The organism is Pseudomonas sp. BC42, assembly GCF_021560055.1.
Taxonomy (GTDB): domain Bacteria; phylum Pseudomonadota; class Gammaproteobacteria; order Pseudomonadales; family Pseudomonadaceae; genus Aquipseudomonas.
This window is the reverse complement of the sequence record NZ_CP091067.1, coordinates 1,161,533-1,175,606: the sequence shown is the minus strand read 5'-3', so window position 1 is coordinate 1,175,606 and position 14,074 is coordinate 1,161,533. Positions and strand designations below refer to the sequence as shown.

The following is a 14,074-nucleotide window of genomic DNA, read 5'->3' as shown; positions in this document are numbered from 1 at the left end:
ACCTGTAGGAGCCGGCTTGCCGGCGAAAGCGTCAGCGACAATGAAGCGATGGATCAGGACTTCTTGGCCTGCTGATACAACGGCATCACCTTGGGAATCGCCGCCTGCAACGAAGCGATTCGGCTGCTGGAAGCCGGGTGAGTGCTCATGAACTCAGGCGGCGCCGAACCACCCGCCGCCTGGCCCATCTTGTTCCACAGGCTGATGGCGGCATTCGGGTTGTAACCGGCACGCGCGGCCAGCTCCAGGCCGATCAGGTCCGCCTCGTTTTCGTTCTCGCGGCTGTTGGGCAGGGTCATCAGCAGATTCACGCCGTTATCACCCAGGGCAACGGTTTCCTGCGACACCCCGAACAGGGTAGCAATCTGCTTGCCGGCACCGACCGCGTACTGCTTGGACATGGCCTCGCGACCATGCTCGCGCAGGGCGTGGGCAATCTCGTGGCCCATGACCGCGGCGATTTCATCGTCGGTCAGTTTGAGTTTTTCGATCAGGCCGGAGTAGAAAATGATCTTGCCGCCAGGACCGCAGTTGGCGTTGAGCTCGTCGCTCTTGATCAGATTGACTTCCCACTTCCACTGCGCGCAGTCGGGGCGGAAAGTCGGGGCCTGGGCGATCAGCCGGTCAGCGATGACCTGCAGGCGCTTGGCATTGGCACTGGTCTTGTCCAGCACGCCCTGGCTGCTGGCCTCACCCAGGGTCTCCTGGTAGGACTGGGCGTAGGACTGATTGACCTCGGCACTGGACACCATGCTGAACATGGACTGCTTGCGATCCACACCCACCACGCCACCGCTGGTGGTATTGACCGTTTCACAACCGGTCAGGAGAACGGCAGCGCTCAGTGCACACACCAGTAACGACTTCTTCATCATGAAACCTCCCTGAAAACATGGCGCGTATCCTAAGGGCGGAACTGTATCCGCGCCAGATGCAAAACACCCATTGAGTCGCATTTCAGATACCGCTGGGTCGTTGAAGGAAAAAATTCACAGTTCGCTCCAGGCCGCCAGCGGCCCGCGACACACCCTCTCCAATAGCGACATGCATCACTCTGAAACAGTCATTTGTGCACTCAAGGCTAATGACCCTCGAGGCTGCTGCCGATACAGCACGGCAGACCTCAATTCCTGCGCCCGGAGCCTCTATGAAGTTCAAGTCGATCCAGTTTTCCGTGGCCGCCCTGGCCGGAGCCATCGTTCTCAGCGTGGTTGCAGCCCTGGTGCTGTATGCCCTGTTCTCCGGCGCCAGGACCCAGCAAATGGTGCAAGAACGCACCCAGACCCAGTTCGAGCAAGTGATCGAGCAGCGCCTGAGTGGCCTGGCCCAGACCCAGGTCAGCCAGATCCAGCGCGAACTCGAAGCGCCGCTGCTGATTGCCGGCGGCCTGGTGCGGGTCAACGCCCTGCTGGGCACTGCAGATGCGCAAGGCCGCGCCGGCCTCAACCTGAGCCGGGAACAGCTGATCGCGCTGGTCAAGGAAAACGTCACCCAGAATCCGAAGATCCTCGGCGCCTACATCGCCTGGGAGCCCAATGCCATCGACCACAACGACGCGGCCTATGTCGGCACCTCGGTGGTGGGCATCGACACCACCAATGGCCGCTTCCTGCCCTGGTGGTTCCGCAACGAAGACGGCAGCCTGGGCCTGGACAAACTGGCCGACGTCAACGACCGGACCCTGCTTTCCACCGGCGTGCGCACCAGCGAGTACTACCTGTGCTCCCAGGACAGTCTCAAGTCCTGCGTCATCGACCCTGCGCCCTACAAGGTCGGCGACAAGGTGGTGATGCTCGCGTCCTTTATTCAGCCCATTCTGCTCAACGGAAAGTTCCAGGGCATCGTCGGCGCCGACCTGTCGGTGAACTTCATCCAGGACATGCTGGTGGGTGCCAATCAGAAGCTCTACAGCGGTGCCGGCGAGATGGCACTGATTGGCGGCAACGGTCGCCTGGTGGCCTACACCAAGGATTCGAGCAAGTTCGGCGAGAAGGTCAGCGATGTACTGCCCGCAGACGCGGTGGCCAGGCTGTCCAGCCTCAAGCGCGGCGAAGTGACCTACAACGTCGACCAGGCCAACGGCAAGATTGCCCTGTACCTGCCGTTCGGCATCGGCCAGACCGACGCCAACTGGACCCTGATGCTGCAATTGCCCCTGGGGGCGGTGATGGCCGATCTGAACACCCTGCAAAATGATCTGGCCGAACAGCGCAAGGCCGACACGTTCGGCATGGCCATGGTCGGCCTGCTCATCGCCGGCCTCGGCCTGCTGGTGATCTGGCTGGTGGGCCATGGCATCGCCCGGCCACTGCGGCAGATGGTGGCCATGCTCGATGACATCGCCCAGGGCGAAGGCGACCTGACCCGGCGCCTGACCAGCGACCGCGCCGACGAACTGGGCTCCATTGCCAAGGGCTTCAATACCTTCCTGGCCAAGCTGCAGGCGATGATCAGCCAGGTGGTGACCTCGGTGCAGAGCGTCAGCGACTCCTCGGAGCACACCGCCGACATCGCCATCCGCACCAACCAGGGTGTGCATAAACAGATGGTGGAAATCGATCAGGTGGCCACCGCGGTGCATGAGATGACCGCCACCGCCCAGGATGTGGCGCGCAACGCGACCCAGGCCGCACAAGCCGCCAGCCATGCCGATCAGGCCGCCAGCCAGGGCATGCAGATCGTGCGCGACACCTCCAGCGCCATTGGCGCCCTGGCCGAGGAAATCGGCCGCGCGGTAGGCGTGGTGCAAACCCTGGCCAAGGACAGCGAGAACATCAACGCCATCCTGATCGCCATTCGCGGCATCGCCGAACAGACCAACCTGCTGGCCCTCAACGCGGCGATCGAGGCAGCCCGGGCCGGCGAACAGGGGCGCGGCTTTGCCGTGGTCGCCGACGAGGTGCGCAACCTGGCGCAGAAGACCCAGCAGGCCACGGAAGAAATCCAGTCGATGATCCAGCAACTGCAGCAGGGCACCCGGGAAGTGGTGCGGGTCATGGAAGACAGCCAGCACAAGACCGACCAGAGCGTGGAGCATGCGGCCAAGGCCGCCCAGGCCCTGGAAACCATCACCCAGGCCGTGTCGGTGATCAACGACATGAACACCCAGATCGCCAGCGCCGCCGAGGAGCAGAGCGCCGTGGCCGAAGACATCAACCGCAACGTGATCAACATCGGCCAGGTGGCCAACGAAGTGGCCGGTGGCGCCGACGAGTCCAGTGCGGCCAGCGCCGGGCTGACCAAGCTGGCGGAACAGCAACGGCGCCTGATCAATCAGTTCAAGGTGTAAGCAGGCAACCCGCCTCCCCGCGCAGGAGCCGGCTGCTCGGCGAAGACGCTCTCAAAAGGGCCTCTTCGCGGGCTAGCCCGCGCCTACGGCCCGCTTGTGCAATCAGTGCCCGTGACCGGTCCGTCAGGCCGGCGTCAGGCACTCGGGACCGTTGAGCTTGGGATCGTTGACCAGATTGGCCAGGACCCGCTCGCGCAAGGCCGCGGGCGGGCTGGCAAGCAAGGCTTGCAGCACGTGCAACGGAGTCTCTGGATCGAGCCAGGCGTCCTGGCCGGCGGCATCGAGGATCAACGGGCGGCGCAGATTGGCTGCGGCCTGGGTCACCACCGCCGTACTCAACCAGACCTGCTCCTGCACCGGGTAGGCCTCCCAGATCGCCGCAAAGAAGATCGACGAACCCTCCCCCGGCGTCAGCCAGTAAGGCCGCTTGCGGCTGCCACCACGCCACTCATAGAAACCGTTGGCCGGCAGCAGGCAACGCCGCTCGCGAAATGCCTGGCGAAACATCGGCTGTTCGGCCAGGGTTTCCGCCCGGGCATGGGCCGGTGTGCGCGACAGATCGGTGAGCCACGCCGGGGTCAGCCCCCAACGGGCCCGGGCCAGGGTGCGCTGGCCGTTTTCCGCGCGCTGGATCAGCACCGAATCATTGGGCGAAATATTCCACTGCGCGCGCTGATCCTCGGGAAATCCCGGCAAGGCGGCAAAGGCGGGGTTCCAGCGAAACAGGGCATAACGTCCACACATGGGGCAATACAACTCTCGGCAAATCGGCGCTCAGCCTAACAGACCAGCACCCCGGCGAAGCTGTCCGGTTCGTCAAAGGGCAATGGCAGGGCCGCATTGTACGCAGCGATCAGGGCACGTGCCTGCTGCGCCTGATGGTCGTGCACCGACAGCCCCAGCAACCCGAACAACGGCAACTCCCCGGCCCCGCCGAGCAGGTCGCGCCCCTGGAGGTGGGACTCGATGCCCTCGCTGGCCAGCATGCACTGGAGCAACTCGCCTTCCATCAGGTTTTCCGGCTCGTAGATGCGCTGCATGAGAGCCTCTCCCCGTCAGTCGTTTTCACTGTGAACGTCGAGCATCCATTCATGGCCATCGGTCTGCAGCGTGAAGACTATCGGCCGGCAGCATACCGGGCAGTCTTCAATGTAGGTCTGGTCGCCAGCGGACAGGTCCAGAACCGCTTCCGCCTGTTCGCCACAGTAAGGGCACTGATAATGGTCGGTTTCCAGCATCGCCGTCTCCAGAGTGACTTATGCGTATAATCGCCGGTCTATTTGCAGGGCTTTTTTGTCTGAACCGCATTTTCAGACCGCGCCCGGCTTTTTTTCGATCCGAACCTTTACTTACCCTAGCCGTTTCTAACAAGAGAGCATGATGGGCGAATTCGATGCCATCCGACCTTACCACGACAGCGAAGTACCAGCGGTGCTGGCCCGGCTGCTCAGCGACAAGGCGTTTCTAGATATCCTCACCCACTTTCGCTTCCCGCGTTTTGCCAACACGTTCGGCTGGCTGCTAAAACCCCTGATCGCCCATCGCCTGCGCCGCGAGTTCGCCGGAGTCACTTCGGTGGCCACGTTGCAGGACAAGGTCGAGTTCTACGTCGACCACACCATCGAACGCGCCACCGACGGCGTGACCTACACCGGCGTCGAGCAGTTCAAGTCGGGCACCGCCTATGTATTCCTGGCCAACCATCGCGACATCGTCATGGACCCGGCCTTCGTCAACTACGCGGTGTATCACGCCGGCCTGCCGACGCCACGCATCGCCATTGGCGACAACCTGCTGCAGAAGCCGTTTGTCAGCGACCTGATGCGCCTGAACAAGAGTTTCATCGTGCACCGCTCCATCAGCGGTCGTCGGGAAAAACTCGCGGCCTACCAATTGCTCTCGGCCTATATCAACCACTCGATCCGCAACGACGGCCAGTCGATCTGGATCGCCCAGGCCGAAGGCCGGGCCAAGGATGGCGACGACCGCACCGAGTCGGCCATCCTCAAGATGTTCCACATGAGCCGCAAGGACGAGCCGTTTGGCGAGGTGATCCGCTCGCTGAACCTGACCCCGGTGTCCATCAGCTACGAATACGACCCTTGCGACCAGGCCAAGGCTCGCGAGCTGTATATCCGCGCCACCACCGGCAGCTACACCAAGGCCCCGGGCGAGGACGACGTGAGCATCGCCAAGGGCATCACCGGCTACAAGGGCCGGGTCCATGTGAACTTCGCCGCTCCCATCAGCGCCCTGTTCGAAGACACCAAGCAACTGGCGATGGAAATGGACCGGCAGATTCTCGGCGGCTACCGCCTGTTCCCGGTGCACTACCTGGCTTACGCCCAGTGGAGCGACGCCGACCCGCAACTGCAGGTTCCGGCCGCCGCCGAAGTGTTCCCGGCGCAGGAACTGGCCAAGGCCGAGGCAGAATGGCAGCGCCGACTGGATGCCTGTCCGCCGGAGCACCGCCCTTATCTGGTGCTGCAATACGCCAACCCGGTACGCAACCAGTACCGGGTCAAGGCCGGCCTGGCGCTGTAAGCGCGGCCCCGCAACGCACAACGGCGCCCATGGGCGCCGTTGTCGTCTCTGCAGCTTGGTGCCGGATCAGAAACGCGTGCTGATCCAGGACACCAGCAGCGCCAGCCCCAGGCAGGCGAAACCGAAACGATAGAAGAAGCGATTGATGCGCACAGTGGCGGGATCCAGCATCAGCAGCGGCTGATCCACGGCCCGGTCTTCACTCTGGGTGGCCAGGTTGGCCAGGGCCCGCTGTTCGCGGCGGCGGGTGGCATGCAACAGCCAGCTGCCCGGACAGGCGAACAACAGGGCCAGCAGGTTGATCAATTTGGCGGGGTGGGCGTTGAACATCGACCAGATCAGTTGCAGCGACATCATGAACCTCGAAGGAAAACCGCATTCGGGTCGCCGAGTGCACCCGCGCGCGGATTCTACTCAATCGCCGTCGAATCGCGGGGGGCTTTCCGACCAGTAACGAGGCACAGGGCAATTAATTTAAAGCGTCATCTTTTCGTCATCCAAACAAGCCAGTCTGTCGCCCCTCGAAACCCACGGAGCTTGTCATGCTGCACGCAGAAAACCAGGATCGCCTCTACCTGATCACCCCCAGCGAAGAACAGCAGGCGCTGGTGGGCGCCCTGGCCTTCAATGTTCAGGACCGGCACTGGCTGGTGTATTGCGCGCTGGGCGGCCATCAGCACGCGGACCTCCCGGAAACCGACCTGCTGACCGGCATCAGCATGTTGGACTTCTACGTCGAAGCGGCCTGAGACACGACCAACAAAAAGCCCGGCGGCCTGAAGGGGCAACCGGGCTTCTGTCGACTGGGCCGGCAACGGATCCAGGTCCGTTGCAGCGCCTTATTCGCCGAGGATCTGACCGATGGTCGGGTCCTTGAACAGGCGGGTCAGCGCATCGCTCAACACATCGCCCACCAGCTTGGTGTTGGTGTCCTGGTTCGGCGCCATGCCGAAACGCTGGTCCAGGGACGCGCCATAGCGACCGCTGTAGCGGCGATTGGCGTTTTGCACATCGGATCGGAAGGTCGCGCCAATGGTGGCCTCGGTCACGTACAGGCCTTCTTTAGGCGACTGGTACTTGAGCTCGGCCAGGGTCACGGTCAATTGCGGGGCGTTGCTGCCGCCAGCCGTCGGGGTGAAGCCCAGCAGGCGCACCGCCGCTTCGGCCTGGGCCTGCAGCTTCGGCAGGATCTGCGCGCTCTGCACGGTAATGGCGCTGGTTTCCGGATACAGGCCGCCACGGGTGCCCAGGGTCGGCGACGGACGTCCATCCACCACCTTCACCACCACCGGCTGACCATGGCCGACAGGCGCCAGCTGAGTGGTGAGCTTCGGCTCCGGGCTCAGTTGTTGCGGGCTGTGGGCGCAACCCACCAGCGACAGGCTGGTCACAGTGATCAAACCGAACAACAGGCGTTGCAACATGCTCATCTCTCCAGGAATCAGGCACAAACAGGCCCGCAGTATAGCGGTGCACAACCGCGACGAACCAGCGTCGGGCACGAGTTAGTCAAGACTCAGACAGGTGCCGTACAAGCGGGTTCCTGTAACCTGCCTTTCACCCGCGATACATCATCATGTAACGGTTCAAGGTCATTCTTATCGTCAATGACACAATCAGGTGCCTGGTCATGAACTTCCTCCGCTCCCTGTTCGCCCCGCGTCAGTCATTTCGCAGCTTCGCCTTGCTGGACAGCCAGGGACGCTGCCAGGCCTTCAAGCATTGTCTCGCCGCCCCGGTGGGCGACGGCTGGGTGGAAATCCGGGAGGTTCGCCTGAACTGGTTGCACCAGCCATTGCCCGCCAGCGCTCGGATCAGCCCACGCAGCAGCGGCCCTGTGGTGCAACCGATACTGGCCACCTGACCAACAGCCTAATAAAAGTCACGAAACAGGATCATTTCTGCGCATTTCTTCGTTACAATCTCCCCCCGATTATAAGGACGTCTCCTGATCGGGCCTCGCAGTACCGCCAACGCCACTGCATTGGCACCCCGCACCGCCCACAGAGAGCCGCCCACACAGATCGAGTGAAGCTGGCGTGCTTGCTGTACCACCTTGCAAACCTCCACTTTTCGCGAATCTGCAGAGCTGCCATTGCTCGGCCACTGAATTTTGCCCGTTGTGCCCGCGTGCCTTGCATGCCGGCAACACCGCTCGGGCCAGGTGCCAGGCCGAGGCAGCCCTTTTTTGAGGTTCACGTCTTCAAAAGAGCGTGAAAAAACGGGTTTTCACAACTTCACAAGAGTGTGGCGAGCAAATGAATAGTTTTGCGTCTGAACTGGCACCATTGGCCTCTACAACAGCCCGATTACACAGGACCGAGCACTCCTCAAGAACTGGTGCTTGAAGCCTGTCCGCTGACGGATTTGGTTGCACGAGCGGATGTATCGACCATAAGTCGAATTGCCCGAAGCGCCCCGAGATGCGTTCATATGCACCTTGAGGCCCGGTTGGCAGCGTCCGCAGTAGTTGCAAAGAATTGCGAAGATTCGGACATGGCGATCCTGGCCATGGGTAACCTGGGGCATTACGTGAACCGCCCCGTCACTCCTGGCAGCCATGCCGTCAATTTGGTGCTGCAGATTTTGGAGACGCGTTAATGGCGCATAACGAAGCAGTAGACGTCGTATTGGTTGGGGCCGGCATCATGAGTGCCACCCTCGCTGTACTGCTCAAGGAGCTCGACCCCGCGATCAAGCTGGAAGTCGTCGAGCTGATGGATTCGGGTGCCGCGGAGAGTTCCAACCCGTGGAACAACGCCGGTACCGGCCACGCTGGCCTCTGTGAGCTGAACTACACGCCACAGGCCGCCGATGGCAGCATCGACATCAAGAAAGCCGTGCACATCAATACCCAGTTCGAAGTGTCGAAACAGTTCTGGTCCTACCTGACCAAGAAAGGCACGTTCGGCTCGTCCAAGTCCTTCATCAGCCCGGTGCCGCACCTGAGCTTCGTGCAGGGCGACAAGGGTGTGTCCTTCCTCAAGAAGCGGTTTGAAGTGCTGAGCCAGCACCACGCTTTCGCGGACATGGAATACACCGAAGACAAGGCCAAGATGGCCGAGTGGATGCCGCTGATGATGCCGGGCCGCCCGGCGGACGAAACCATCGCCGCGACCCGGGTGATCAACGGCACCGACGTCAACTTCGGCGCCCTGACCAACCAGTTGCTCAAGCACCTGACCAGCGCACCCGATGCCCAGGTCAAGTACTGCAAGCGCGTGACCGGCCTCAAGCGCAACAAGGACAACGGCTGGACCGTGAGCATCAAGGACGTCAACAGCGGCAACAGCCGCGAAGTCGACGCCAAGTTCGTGTTCCTCGGCGCCGGCGGCGCGGCGCTGCCGCTGCTGCAGGCTTCCGGCATTGAAGAAAGCAAGGGCTTCGGCGGCTTCCCGGTGAGCGGCCAATGGCTGCGTTGCGACAACCCGGAAGTGGTCAAGCAGCACCAGGCCAAGGTCTACAGCCAGGCCGCCGTGGGTTCGCCGCCGATGTCGGTGCCGCACCTGGACACCCGCGTGGTCGATGGCAAGAAGTCCCTGCTGTTCGGACCCTATGCCGGCTTCACCACCAAGTTCCTCAAGCACGGCTCGTTCCTCGACCTGCCAATGTCGGTTCGCGCCGGCAACATCGGCCCAATGCTGGCCGTGGCCCGGGACAACATGGACCTGACCAAGTACCTGGTCAGCGAAGTCATGCAGTCCATGGAGCAGCGCCTGGAGTCCCTGCGCCGCTTCTATCCACAGGCCAAGGCCGAAGACTGGCGCCTGGAAGTGGCCGGGCAACGGGTACAGATCATCAAGAAAGACCCGAAGAAAGGCGGCATCCTGCAGTTCGGCACCGAACTGGTGGCGGCCAAGGACGGCTCTCTGGCCGCCCTGCTCGGCGCCTCTCCGGGCGCCTCGGTGACCGTGTCGATCATGCTGGAACTGATCGAACGCTGCTTCCCGGCCAAGGCCAGCGGCGAATGGGCCGCCAAGCTCAAGGAGATTTTCCCGGCGCGGGAGAAGGCCCTGGAAACCGACGCGGCGCTGTATCACAAGATCAACAGCGAAAATAACCTGAGCCTGGAGCTGGTCGAGCCAAGCAAGGAAACCGAAAGCTGCGCCTGATCCGCCGCCCATAAAAAACGCCCCGTCCTGTGCAGGTCGGGGCGTTTTTTTATGCGTTTTGAACGACTCAGCCGCGGGCGTTGTTCATCAGTTCGATGTAGTCGGCGGCGTTGCGCTGATCCTTGATCAGGTCAACGAAGGTCTGGCCGTGCTCATCCTTGCCGTCCAGGTCCAGGCCGGCTTCGAGGAAGAAGACCAGGAAGCGCTCGAAGTCGTCGATGCGCAGACCACGATAGGCCTTGATCAGCTTATGCAGGGACGGCGAAGTGGCGTCGACCGGCTCGAAATCGAGGAACAATTTGATCTGCTCGTCGCTGATCTCGTCACCAATCACTTGTTTCTTATCTTTACGCATCGCCGACTCCAGCTCGCAGACATTACACGGGGCCGGCAGTTTACCCTCAGCCTGCCTCGGGCCTCAACGCGGACGCACGCTGCCGGTGTGCAAGTCGGCCCAGATATGGCCATTGGCGTAGCTGAGGAATTGACAATACACGGTGTCGTTACGCAACAGGTCCATCACCGCCCGGTACTGAGCCAGGGGGTAATAGAGCGTCAGGGTCCTGGCCTTGGCGTCGTACTGGGGCTTTTTCAGGCTTTTGCTCTCACCGTCGAAATTCACCAGCACCTGGCTGATGGTGGCGCCCTTGTTCAGCGGCTTGCCCTTGAGCCGCACCCACACCGGCGAGGTCACCGGAATCGGCTGCTGATTGGATTGACGCTGGCTGCCGATCACCACCGAGTACTCGGTGACCTGCAACAGCTGCTGCTGTTCAGGAACCGAGTCGCGCAGAGTCAGGTCATCAGGCGGCAGGAATTGCCCATGCAGGGGCGCCGGGGCAGCTGCCAGGGGCAGGCTCAAGCTCAGAAGAAGGGCCGCGCTAGTGCGAATCAACAGGCTCATGACAGGCTCCAATCAAGGGCTGAGCACTCTAGCACGGGTTTTTGCCACAGATCTTCACCTCCTGCGATCGTAACCACAGGCTACGCACAGACCCTCAGTCGAACTGAGCACGCATCCAGGCCTGGTATTCGGCGACCCCGGGCTCACCTTCCCGGGGCGCCCAAGCGGCCAGCTCGCCGTCACTCACCGGACGATAAGGACCGGCCTTGCATTCGAACATCAGGCTGTCGGCTTCAAGCACCACCAGGCCATGGAACACCCCGGCCGGCAGATCGACACCGATGCAGTCACCACCGGCCTGCAAGACGCGCTTGCCCTGGACCTGGCCCGCCTCATCGAAGATCAGCACGCCCAACCGCCCCTTGAGCACCAACAGGGTCTCGGCCTTGTCGGCGCTCAGGTGCCGGTGCGGGGGAACATAGGTCGAGGGTTGCAGCGCCACCGCCATGCGATGGCAAGGCTCTTCCATGGCGTGGAAGTTGTGGTGCTGACGACCACGGGGATTGGCCGCCGCCTTCTCAGCCAGGTCGCTGAACAAGGCTTGATCGAGAAAGCTCGGCACGGTCATGTCTTACATCCCCTTCACGGCATAGATGCCGGCGGCGTTACGCCAGTAGCCCTTGTAGTCCATGCCGTAGCCGAAGACGTAACGGTCGACGCAAGGCAGGCCCATGTAATCGGCCTTGAGGTCCGGACGGGCCTTGCGATCGTGTTCCTTGTCGATCAGCACTGCCGTGTGCACGGCACGGGCGCCGGCGTGTTTGCAGAAGTCGATGATGGCGCCCAGGGTGTGCCCCTCATCGAGAATGTCATCGATGATCAGCACGTCGCGGTCAATAAAGGAGACTTCCGGCTTGGACTTCCAGAACAGCTCGCCACCGCTGGTTTCGTTGCGATAGCGCGTGGCGTGCAGGTAGGAGGCTTCCAGGGGGAACTGCAAGTGGGTCAGCAGTTTGCCGGCGAAGATCAGGCCGCCGTTCATGACGCAGAACACCACCGGATTGCGCTCAGCCAGTTCTTCAGTGATTTGTGCACCGACACGGGCGATGGCCGCCTCGACTTCAGCTTCGGTGTACAGGCAGTCAGCCTCGCGCATGATTTGACGGATATGCTCGAGATCAGCGGACATGGCGCTCTCCAAGGGGGTGGCAGTTTCGGAAAAGCGGGCAAAGGTACGCATCCGGCCCGATCAGATCAAGCGTTTCTGGACTAACGTACTTTATGTCTATAGGACAACCACCCCGGATAGATTAATCTAGGCCGTTTTTTTTGCCCGCCGCCGGAGCCTTTCCCTATGCCCATCCGTGAGATCCGCCATCCGCTGATCCGACACAAACTTGGCCTTATGCGCCGCGCAGACATTAGCACGAAGAACTTTCGCGAGCTCGCTCAGGAAGTCGGTGCCCTGCTGACGTACGAAGCCACCAAAGACCTGCCCCTGGAAAGCTATGAAATCCCGGGCTGGTGCGGCCCTGTCCAGGTCGAGAAAATCGCCGGCAAGAAGATTACCGTGGTGCCGATCCTGCGCGCCGGTATCGGCATGCTCGAAGGCGTACTGAGCCTGATCCCGGGCGCCAAGGTCAGCGCCGTGGGCGTGGCCCGCAACGAGGAAACCCTGCAGGCCCACACCTACCTGGAAAAACTGGTACCGGAGATCGACGAGCGCCTGGCGATGATCATCGACCCGATGCTGGCCACCGGCAGCTCCATGGTCGCCACCATCGACCTGCTGAAAAAGGCCGGTTGCCGCGACATCCGCGCCATGGTCCTGGTGGCCGCTCCCGAAGGCATCGCCGCCGTGGAACAGGCCCACCCGGACGTGACCATCTACACCGCGTCCATCGATCAGAAGCTCAACGAACATGGCTACATCATTCCTGGCCTGGGTGATGCCGGTGACAAGATCTTCGGCACCAAGCAGAAGGACTCCTGATCATGCAGGACGAGTTCAACGATCCGCTCTGGCGCCAGGTGCTGTCTGGCGCACAGATGCTCTTCGTGGCCTTTGGCGCCCTGGTGTTGATGCCGCTGATTACCGGTCTTGACCCGAACGTGGCGCTGTTCACGGCGGGTCTCGGGACTCTGTTGTTCCAGCTGGTAACCGGGCGCCAGGTGCCGGTGTTCCTGGCGTCGAGCTTTGCCTTCATCACCCCGATCATTCTTGCCAAGGGCCAGTTCGGCCTGGCAGCGACCATGGGCGGCGTGATGGCGGCAGGCTTCGTCTACACCTTTCTGGGCCTGGCGGTGAAGATCAAGGGCACCGGTTTCATCGACCGTCTGCTGCCGCCGGTGGTCATTGGCCCGGTGATCATTTCCATCGGCCTGGCCATGGCCCCCATCGCCGCCAACATGGCCATGGGCAAGGCCGGTGACGGCAGCGAGCTGATCCATTACCAGACGGCCATGATGATCTCCATGCCGGCGCTGCTCACCACGTTGATCGTGGCGGTGTTCGGCAAAGGCATCTTCCGCCTGGTGCCGATCATTTCCGGGGTGCTGGTGGGCTTTGCCCTGTCCTTCTACTTCGGCGTGGTGGACACCGCGAAGATCGCCGCCGCCCCCTGGCTGGCACTGCCACACTTCACCGCACCGGAGTTCAACTGGCAGGCGATCCTGTTCATTGTCCCTGTGGCCCTGGCTCCGGCCATCGAGCACATCGGCGGAGTCATTGCCGTGGGCAGCGTCACCGGTCGCGACTACCTGAAGAAGCCCGGCCTGCATCGCACCCTGTTCGGTGACGGCATCGCCACCACCGCAGCCGGCCTGTTCGGCGGCCCGCCCAACACCACCTACGCCGAAGTCACCGGCGCAGTGATGCTGACCAAGAACTACAACCCGAAAATCATGACCTGGGCGGCGGTCTTCGCCATCTCCCTGGCCTTTATCGGCAAGTTCGGCGCCCTGCTGCAAAGCATTCCGGTGCCAGTGATGGGCGGGATCCTCTGCCTGCTGTTCGGTTCGATTGCCGCGGTGGGCATGAATACCCTGATCCGCCACAAGATCGACCTGGGCGAAGCCCGCAACCTGGTGATCGTCTCGGTCACCCTGGTGTTCGGGATTGGCGGCGTGCTGGTGGGAACCGGCACCGGTCCGGACGACTTCGGCCTCAAGGGCATCGCCCTGTGCGCCATTGTCGCCATCGTGCTGAACCTGGTGCTGCCGGGTAATGACGGCTGGAAGAACAAGAAGGCCGATGAGCCTTTGATCTGAAGACGCGTTCGCCGG

The 14,074-nt window shown here is 62.2% G+C and carries 17 protein-coding genes; 7 read left to right on the top strand and 10 right to left on the bottom strand.

The window, feature by feature from the left end; genetic code table 11:
• Positions 1–53: 53 nt before the first annotated feature.
• The gene (locus L1O02_RS05540; RefSeq protein WP_060840996.1) at positions 54–872 is read right to left on the bottom strand and encodes a M48 family metallopeptidase; all 819 of its coding nucleotides are present in this window, start codon (positions 870–872) and stop codon (positions 54–56) included.
• Between the two features lie 275 nt (positions 873–1,147).
• Between L1O02_RS05540 and L1O02_RS05535 the strand changes: the two genes are divergently transcribed.
• A complete protein-coding gene (locus L1O02_RS05535) occupies positions 1,148–3,289 on the top strand; it encodes a methyl-accepting chemotaxis protein (RefSeq protein WP_108545221.1) in 2,142 nt (713 codons plus the stop codon).
• 123 nt (positions 3,290–3,412) lie between these two features.
• Here the strand turns inward: L1O02_RS05535 and L1O02_RS05530 are convergent, their stop codons facing one another.
• The 3 genes from L1O02_RS05530 to L1O02_RS05520 are packed head-to-tail and all read right to left on the bottom strand — an operon-like array spanning position 3,413 to position 4,527.
• Positions 3,413–4,033, bottom strand: coding sequence for an SOS response-associated peptidase (locus tag L1O02_RS05530; RefSeq protein WP_060840998.1), 621 nt, complete (start codon positions 4,031–4,033; stop codon positions 3,413–3,415).
• Positions 4,034–4,068: 35 nt separating this feature from the next.
• Positions 4,069–4,329 carry a DUF2007 domain-containing protein gene (locus L1O02_RS05525; protein WP_060840999.1) on the bottom strand — a complete coding sequence of 87 codons (261 nt, stop codon included), beginning with the start codon at positions 4,327–4,329 and terminating at the stop codon, positions 4,069–4,071.
• Between the two features lie 15 nt (positions 4,330–4,344).
• Positions 4,345–4,527, bottom strand: coding sequence for a CPXCG motif-containing cysteine-rich protein (locus L1O02_RS05520; protein ID WP_060841000.1), 183 nt, complete (start codon positions 4,525–4,527; stop codon positions 4,345–4,347).
• 139 nt (positions 4,528–4,666) lie between these two features.
• Between L1O02_RS05520 and L1O02_RS05515 the strand changes: the two genes are divergently transcribed.
• On the top strand, positions 4,667–5,833 hold the full coding sequence (locus L1O02_RS05515; RefSeq protein ID WP_060841001.1) for a 1-acyl-sn-glycerol-3-phosphate acyltransferase: 1,167 nt from the start codon (positions 4,667–4,669) through the stop codon (positions 5,831–5,833).
• A gap of 66 nt (positions 5,834–5,899) precedes the next feature.
• On the opposite strand, the gene L1O02_RS05510 is transcribed toward L1O02_RS05515, so the two are convergent.
• Complete coding sequence (locus L1O02_RS05510; protein WP_173655916.1) at positions 5,900–6,187, bottom strand: hypothetical protein; 288 nt, start codon at positions 6,185–6,187, stop codon at positions 5,900–5,902.
• Between the two features lie 188 nt (positions 6,188–6,375).
• Here L1O02_RS05510 and L1O02_RS05505 point away from each other — a divergent pair, with 188 nt between their 5' ends.
• Complete coding sequence (locus tag L1O02_RS05505) at positions 6,376–6,582, top strand: hypothetical protein (RefSeq protein WP_016964398.1); 207 nt, start codon at positions 6,376–6,378, stop codon at positions 6,580–6,582.
• A 90-nt stretch (positions 6,583–6,672) separates the two neighbouring features.
• On the opposite strand, the gene L1O02_RS05500 is transcribed toward L1O02_RS05505, so the two are convergent.
• Positions 6,673–7,257: a YajG family lipoprotein gene (locus L1O02_RS05500; protein WP_060841003.1), complete on the bottom strand. Its 585-nt coding sequence runs from the start codon at positions 7,255–7,257 to the stop codon at positions 6,673–6,675.
• A 206-nt stretch (positions 7,258–7,463) separates the two neighbouring features.
• On the opposite strand from L1O02_RS05500, the gene L1O02_RS05495 reads away from it, so the two are divergent.
• A complete protein-coding gene (locus L1O02_RS05495) occupies positions 7,464–7,697 on the top strand; it encodes a hypothetical protein (protein WP_108545220.1) in 234 nt (77 codons plus the stop codon).
• A gap of 736 nt (positions 7,698–8,433) precedes the next feature.
• Positions 8,434–9,945 (top strand): malate dehydrogenase (quinone), encoded by a 1,512-nt coding sequence (gene mqo / locus L1O02_RS05490; RefSeq protein WP_060841005.1) that lies wholly within the window; start codon positions 8,434–8,436, stop codon positions 9,943–9,945.
• A 67-nt stretch (positions 9,946–10,012) separates the two neighbouring features.
• Here the strand turns inward: mqo and L1O02_RS05485 are convergent, their stop codons facing one another.
• The 4 genes from L1O02_RS05485 to L1O02_RS05470 all read right to left on the bottom strand — a co-directional run bounded on the left by L1O02_RS05485 (position 10,013) and on the right by L1O02_RS05470 (position 11,978).
• Positions 10,013–10,300 carry a PA4642 family protein gene (locus L1O02_RS05485; protein ID WP_060841006.1) on the bottom strand — a complete coding sequence of 96 codons (288 nt, stop codon included), beginning with the start codon at positions 10,298–10,300 and terminating at the stop codon, positions 10,013–10,015.
• A 63-nt stretch (positions 10,301–10,363) separates the two neighbouring features.
• Positions 10,364–10,849 carry a hypothetical protein gene (locus L1O02_RS05480; RefSeq protein WP_060841007.1) on the bottom strand — a complete coding sequence of 162 codons (486 nt, stop codon included), beginning with the start codon at positions 10,847–10,849 and terminating at the stop codon, positions 10,364–10,366.
• Between the two features lie 94 nt (positions 10,850–10,943).
• Entirely contained in the window at positions 10,944–11,417 is a 474-nt protein-coding gene (locus tag L1O02_RS05475) for a WbuC family cupin fold metalloprotein (protein ID WP_060841008.1), read from the bottom strand.
• A 3-nt stretch (positions 11,418–11,420) separates the two neighbouring features.
• Positions 11,421–11,978, bottom strand: a complete 558-nt coding sequence (locus tag L1O02_RS05470; protein ID WP_042941423.1) for a hypoxanthine-guanine phosphoribosyltransferase — start codon at positions 11,976–11,978, stop codon at positions 11,421–11,423.
• A gap of 165 nt (positions 11,979–12,143) precedes the next feature.
• Here L1O02_RS05470 and upp point away from each other — a divergent pair, with 165 nt between their 5' ends.
• Together upp and L1O02_RS05460 are read left to right on the top strand one after the other, a co-directional pair.
• Positions 12,144–12,782 carry a uracil phosphoribosyltransferase gene (gene upp / locus L1O02_RS05465; RefSeq protein ID WP_011063386.1) on the top strand — a complete coding sequence of 213 codons (639 nt, stop codon included), beginning with the start codon at positions 12,144–12,146 and terminating at the stop codon, positions 12,780–12,782.
• A gap of 2 nt (positions 12,783–12,784) precedes the next feature.
• Positions 12,785–14,059, top strand: coding sequence for a uracil-xanthine permease family protein (locus tag L1O02_RS05460; protein WP_060841009.1), 1,275 nt, complete (start codon positions 12,785–12,787; stop codon positions 14,057–14,059).
• Positions 14,060–14,074 lie beyond the last annotated feature (15 nt).

Bases quoted from the DNA above. Each gene is read 5' to 3' on its own strand.
- L1O02_RS05540 (WP_060840996.1), bottom strand. From the start codon at position 872: ATGAAGAAGTCGTTACTGGTGTGTGCACTGAGCGCTGCCGTTCTCCTG.
- L1O02_RS05535 (WP_108545221.1), top strand. From the start codon at position 1,148: ATGAAGTTCAAGTCGATCCAGTTTTCCGTGGCCGCCCTGGCCGGAGCC.
- L1O02_RS05530 (WP_060840998.1), bottom strand. From the start codon at position 4,033: ATGTGTGGACGTTATGCCCTGTTTCGCTGGAACCCCGCCTTTGCCGCC.
- L1O02_RS05525 (WP_060840999.1), bottom strand. From the start codon at position 4,329: ATGCAGCGCATCTACGAGCCGGAAAACCTGATGGAAGGCGAGTTGCTC.
- L1O02_RS05520 (WP_060841000.1), bottom strand. From the start codon at position 4,527: ATGCTGGAAACCGACCATTATCAGTGCCCTTACTGTGGCGAACAGGCG.
- L1O02_RS05515 (WP_060841001.1), top strand. From the start codon at position 4,667: ATGATGGGCGAATTCGATGCCATCCGACCTTACCACGACAGCGAAGTA.
- L1O02_RS05510 (WP_173655916.1), bottom strand. From the start codon at position 6,187: ATGTCGCTGCAACTGATCTGGTCGATGTTCAACGCCCACCCCGCCAAA.
- L1O02_RS05505 (WP_016964398.1), top strand. From the start codon at position 6,376: ATGCTGCACGCAGAAAACCAGGATCGCCTCTACCTGATCACCCCCAGC.
- L1O02_RS05500 (WP_060841003.1), bottom strand. From the start codon at position 7,257: ATGTTGCAACGCCTGTTGTTCGGTTTGATCACTGTGACCAGCCTGTCG.
- L1O02_RS05495 (WP_108545220.1), top strand. From the start codon at position 7,464: ATGAACTTCCTCCGCTCCCTGTTCGCCCCGCGTCAGTCATTTCGCAGC.
- mqo (WP_060841005.1), top strand. From the start codon at position 8,434: ATGGCGCATAACGAAGCAGTAGACGTCGTATTGGTTGGGGCCGGCATC.
- L1O02_RS05485 (WP_060841006.1), bottom strand. From the start codon at position 10,300: ATGCGTAAAGATAAGAAACAAGTGATTGGTGACGAGATCAGCGACGAG.
- L1O02_RS05480 (WP_060841007.1), bottom strand. From the start codon at position 10,849: ATGAGCCTGTTGATTCGCACTAGCGCGGCCCTTCTTCTGAGCTTGAGC.
- L1O02_RS05475 (WP_060841008.1), bottom strand. From the start codon at position 11,417: ATGACCGTGCCGAGCTTTCTCGATCAAGCCTTGTTCAGCGACCTGGCT.
- L1O02_RS05470 (WP_042941423.1), bottom strand. From the start codon at position 11,978: ATGTCCGCTGATCTCGAGCATATCCGTCAAATCATGCGCGAGGCTGAC.
- upp (WP_011063386.1), top strand. From the start codon at position 12,144: ATGCCCATCCGTGAGATCCGCCATCCGCTGATCCGACACAAACTTGGC.
- L1O02_RS05460 (WP_060841009.1), top strand. From the start codon at position 12,785: ATGCAGGACGAGTTCAACGATCCGCTCTGGCGCCAGGTGCTGTCTGGC.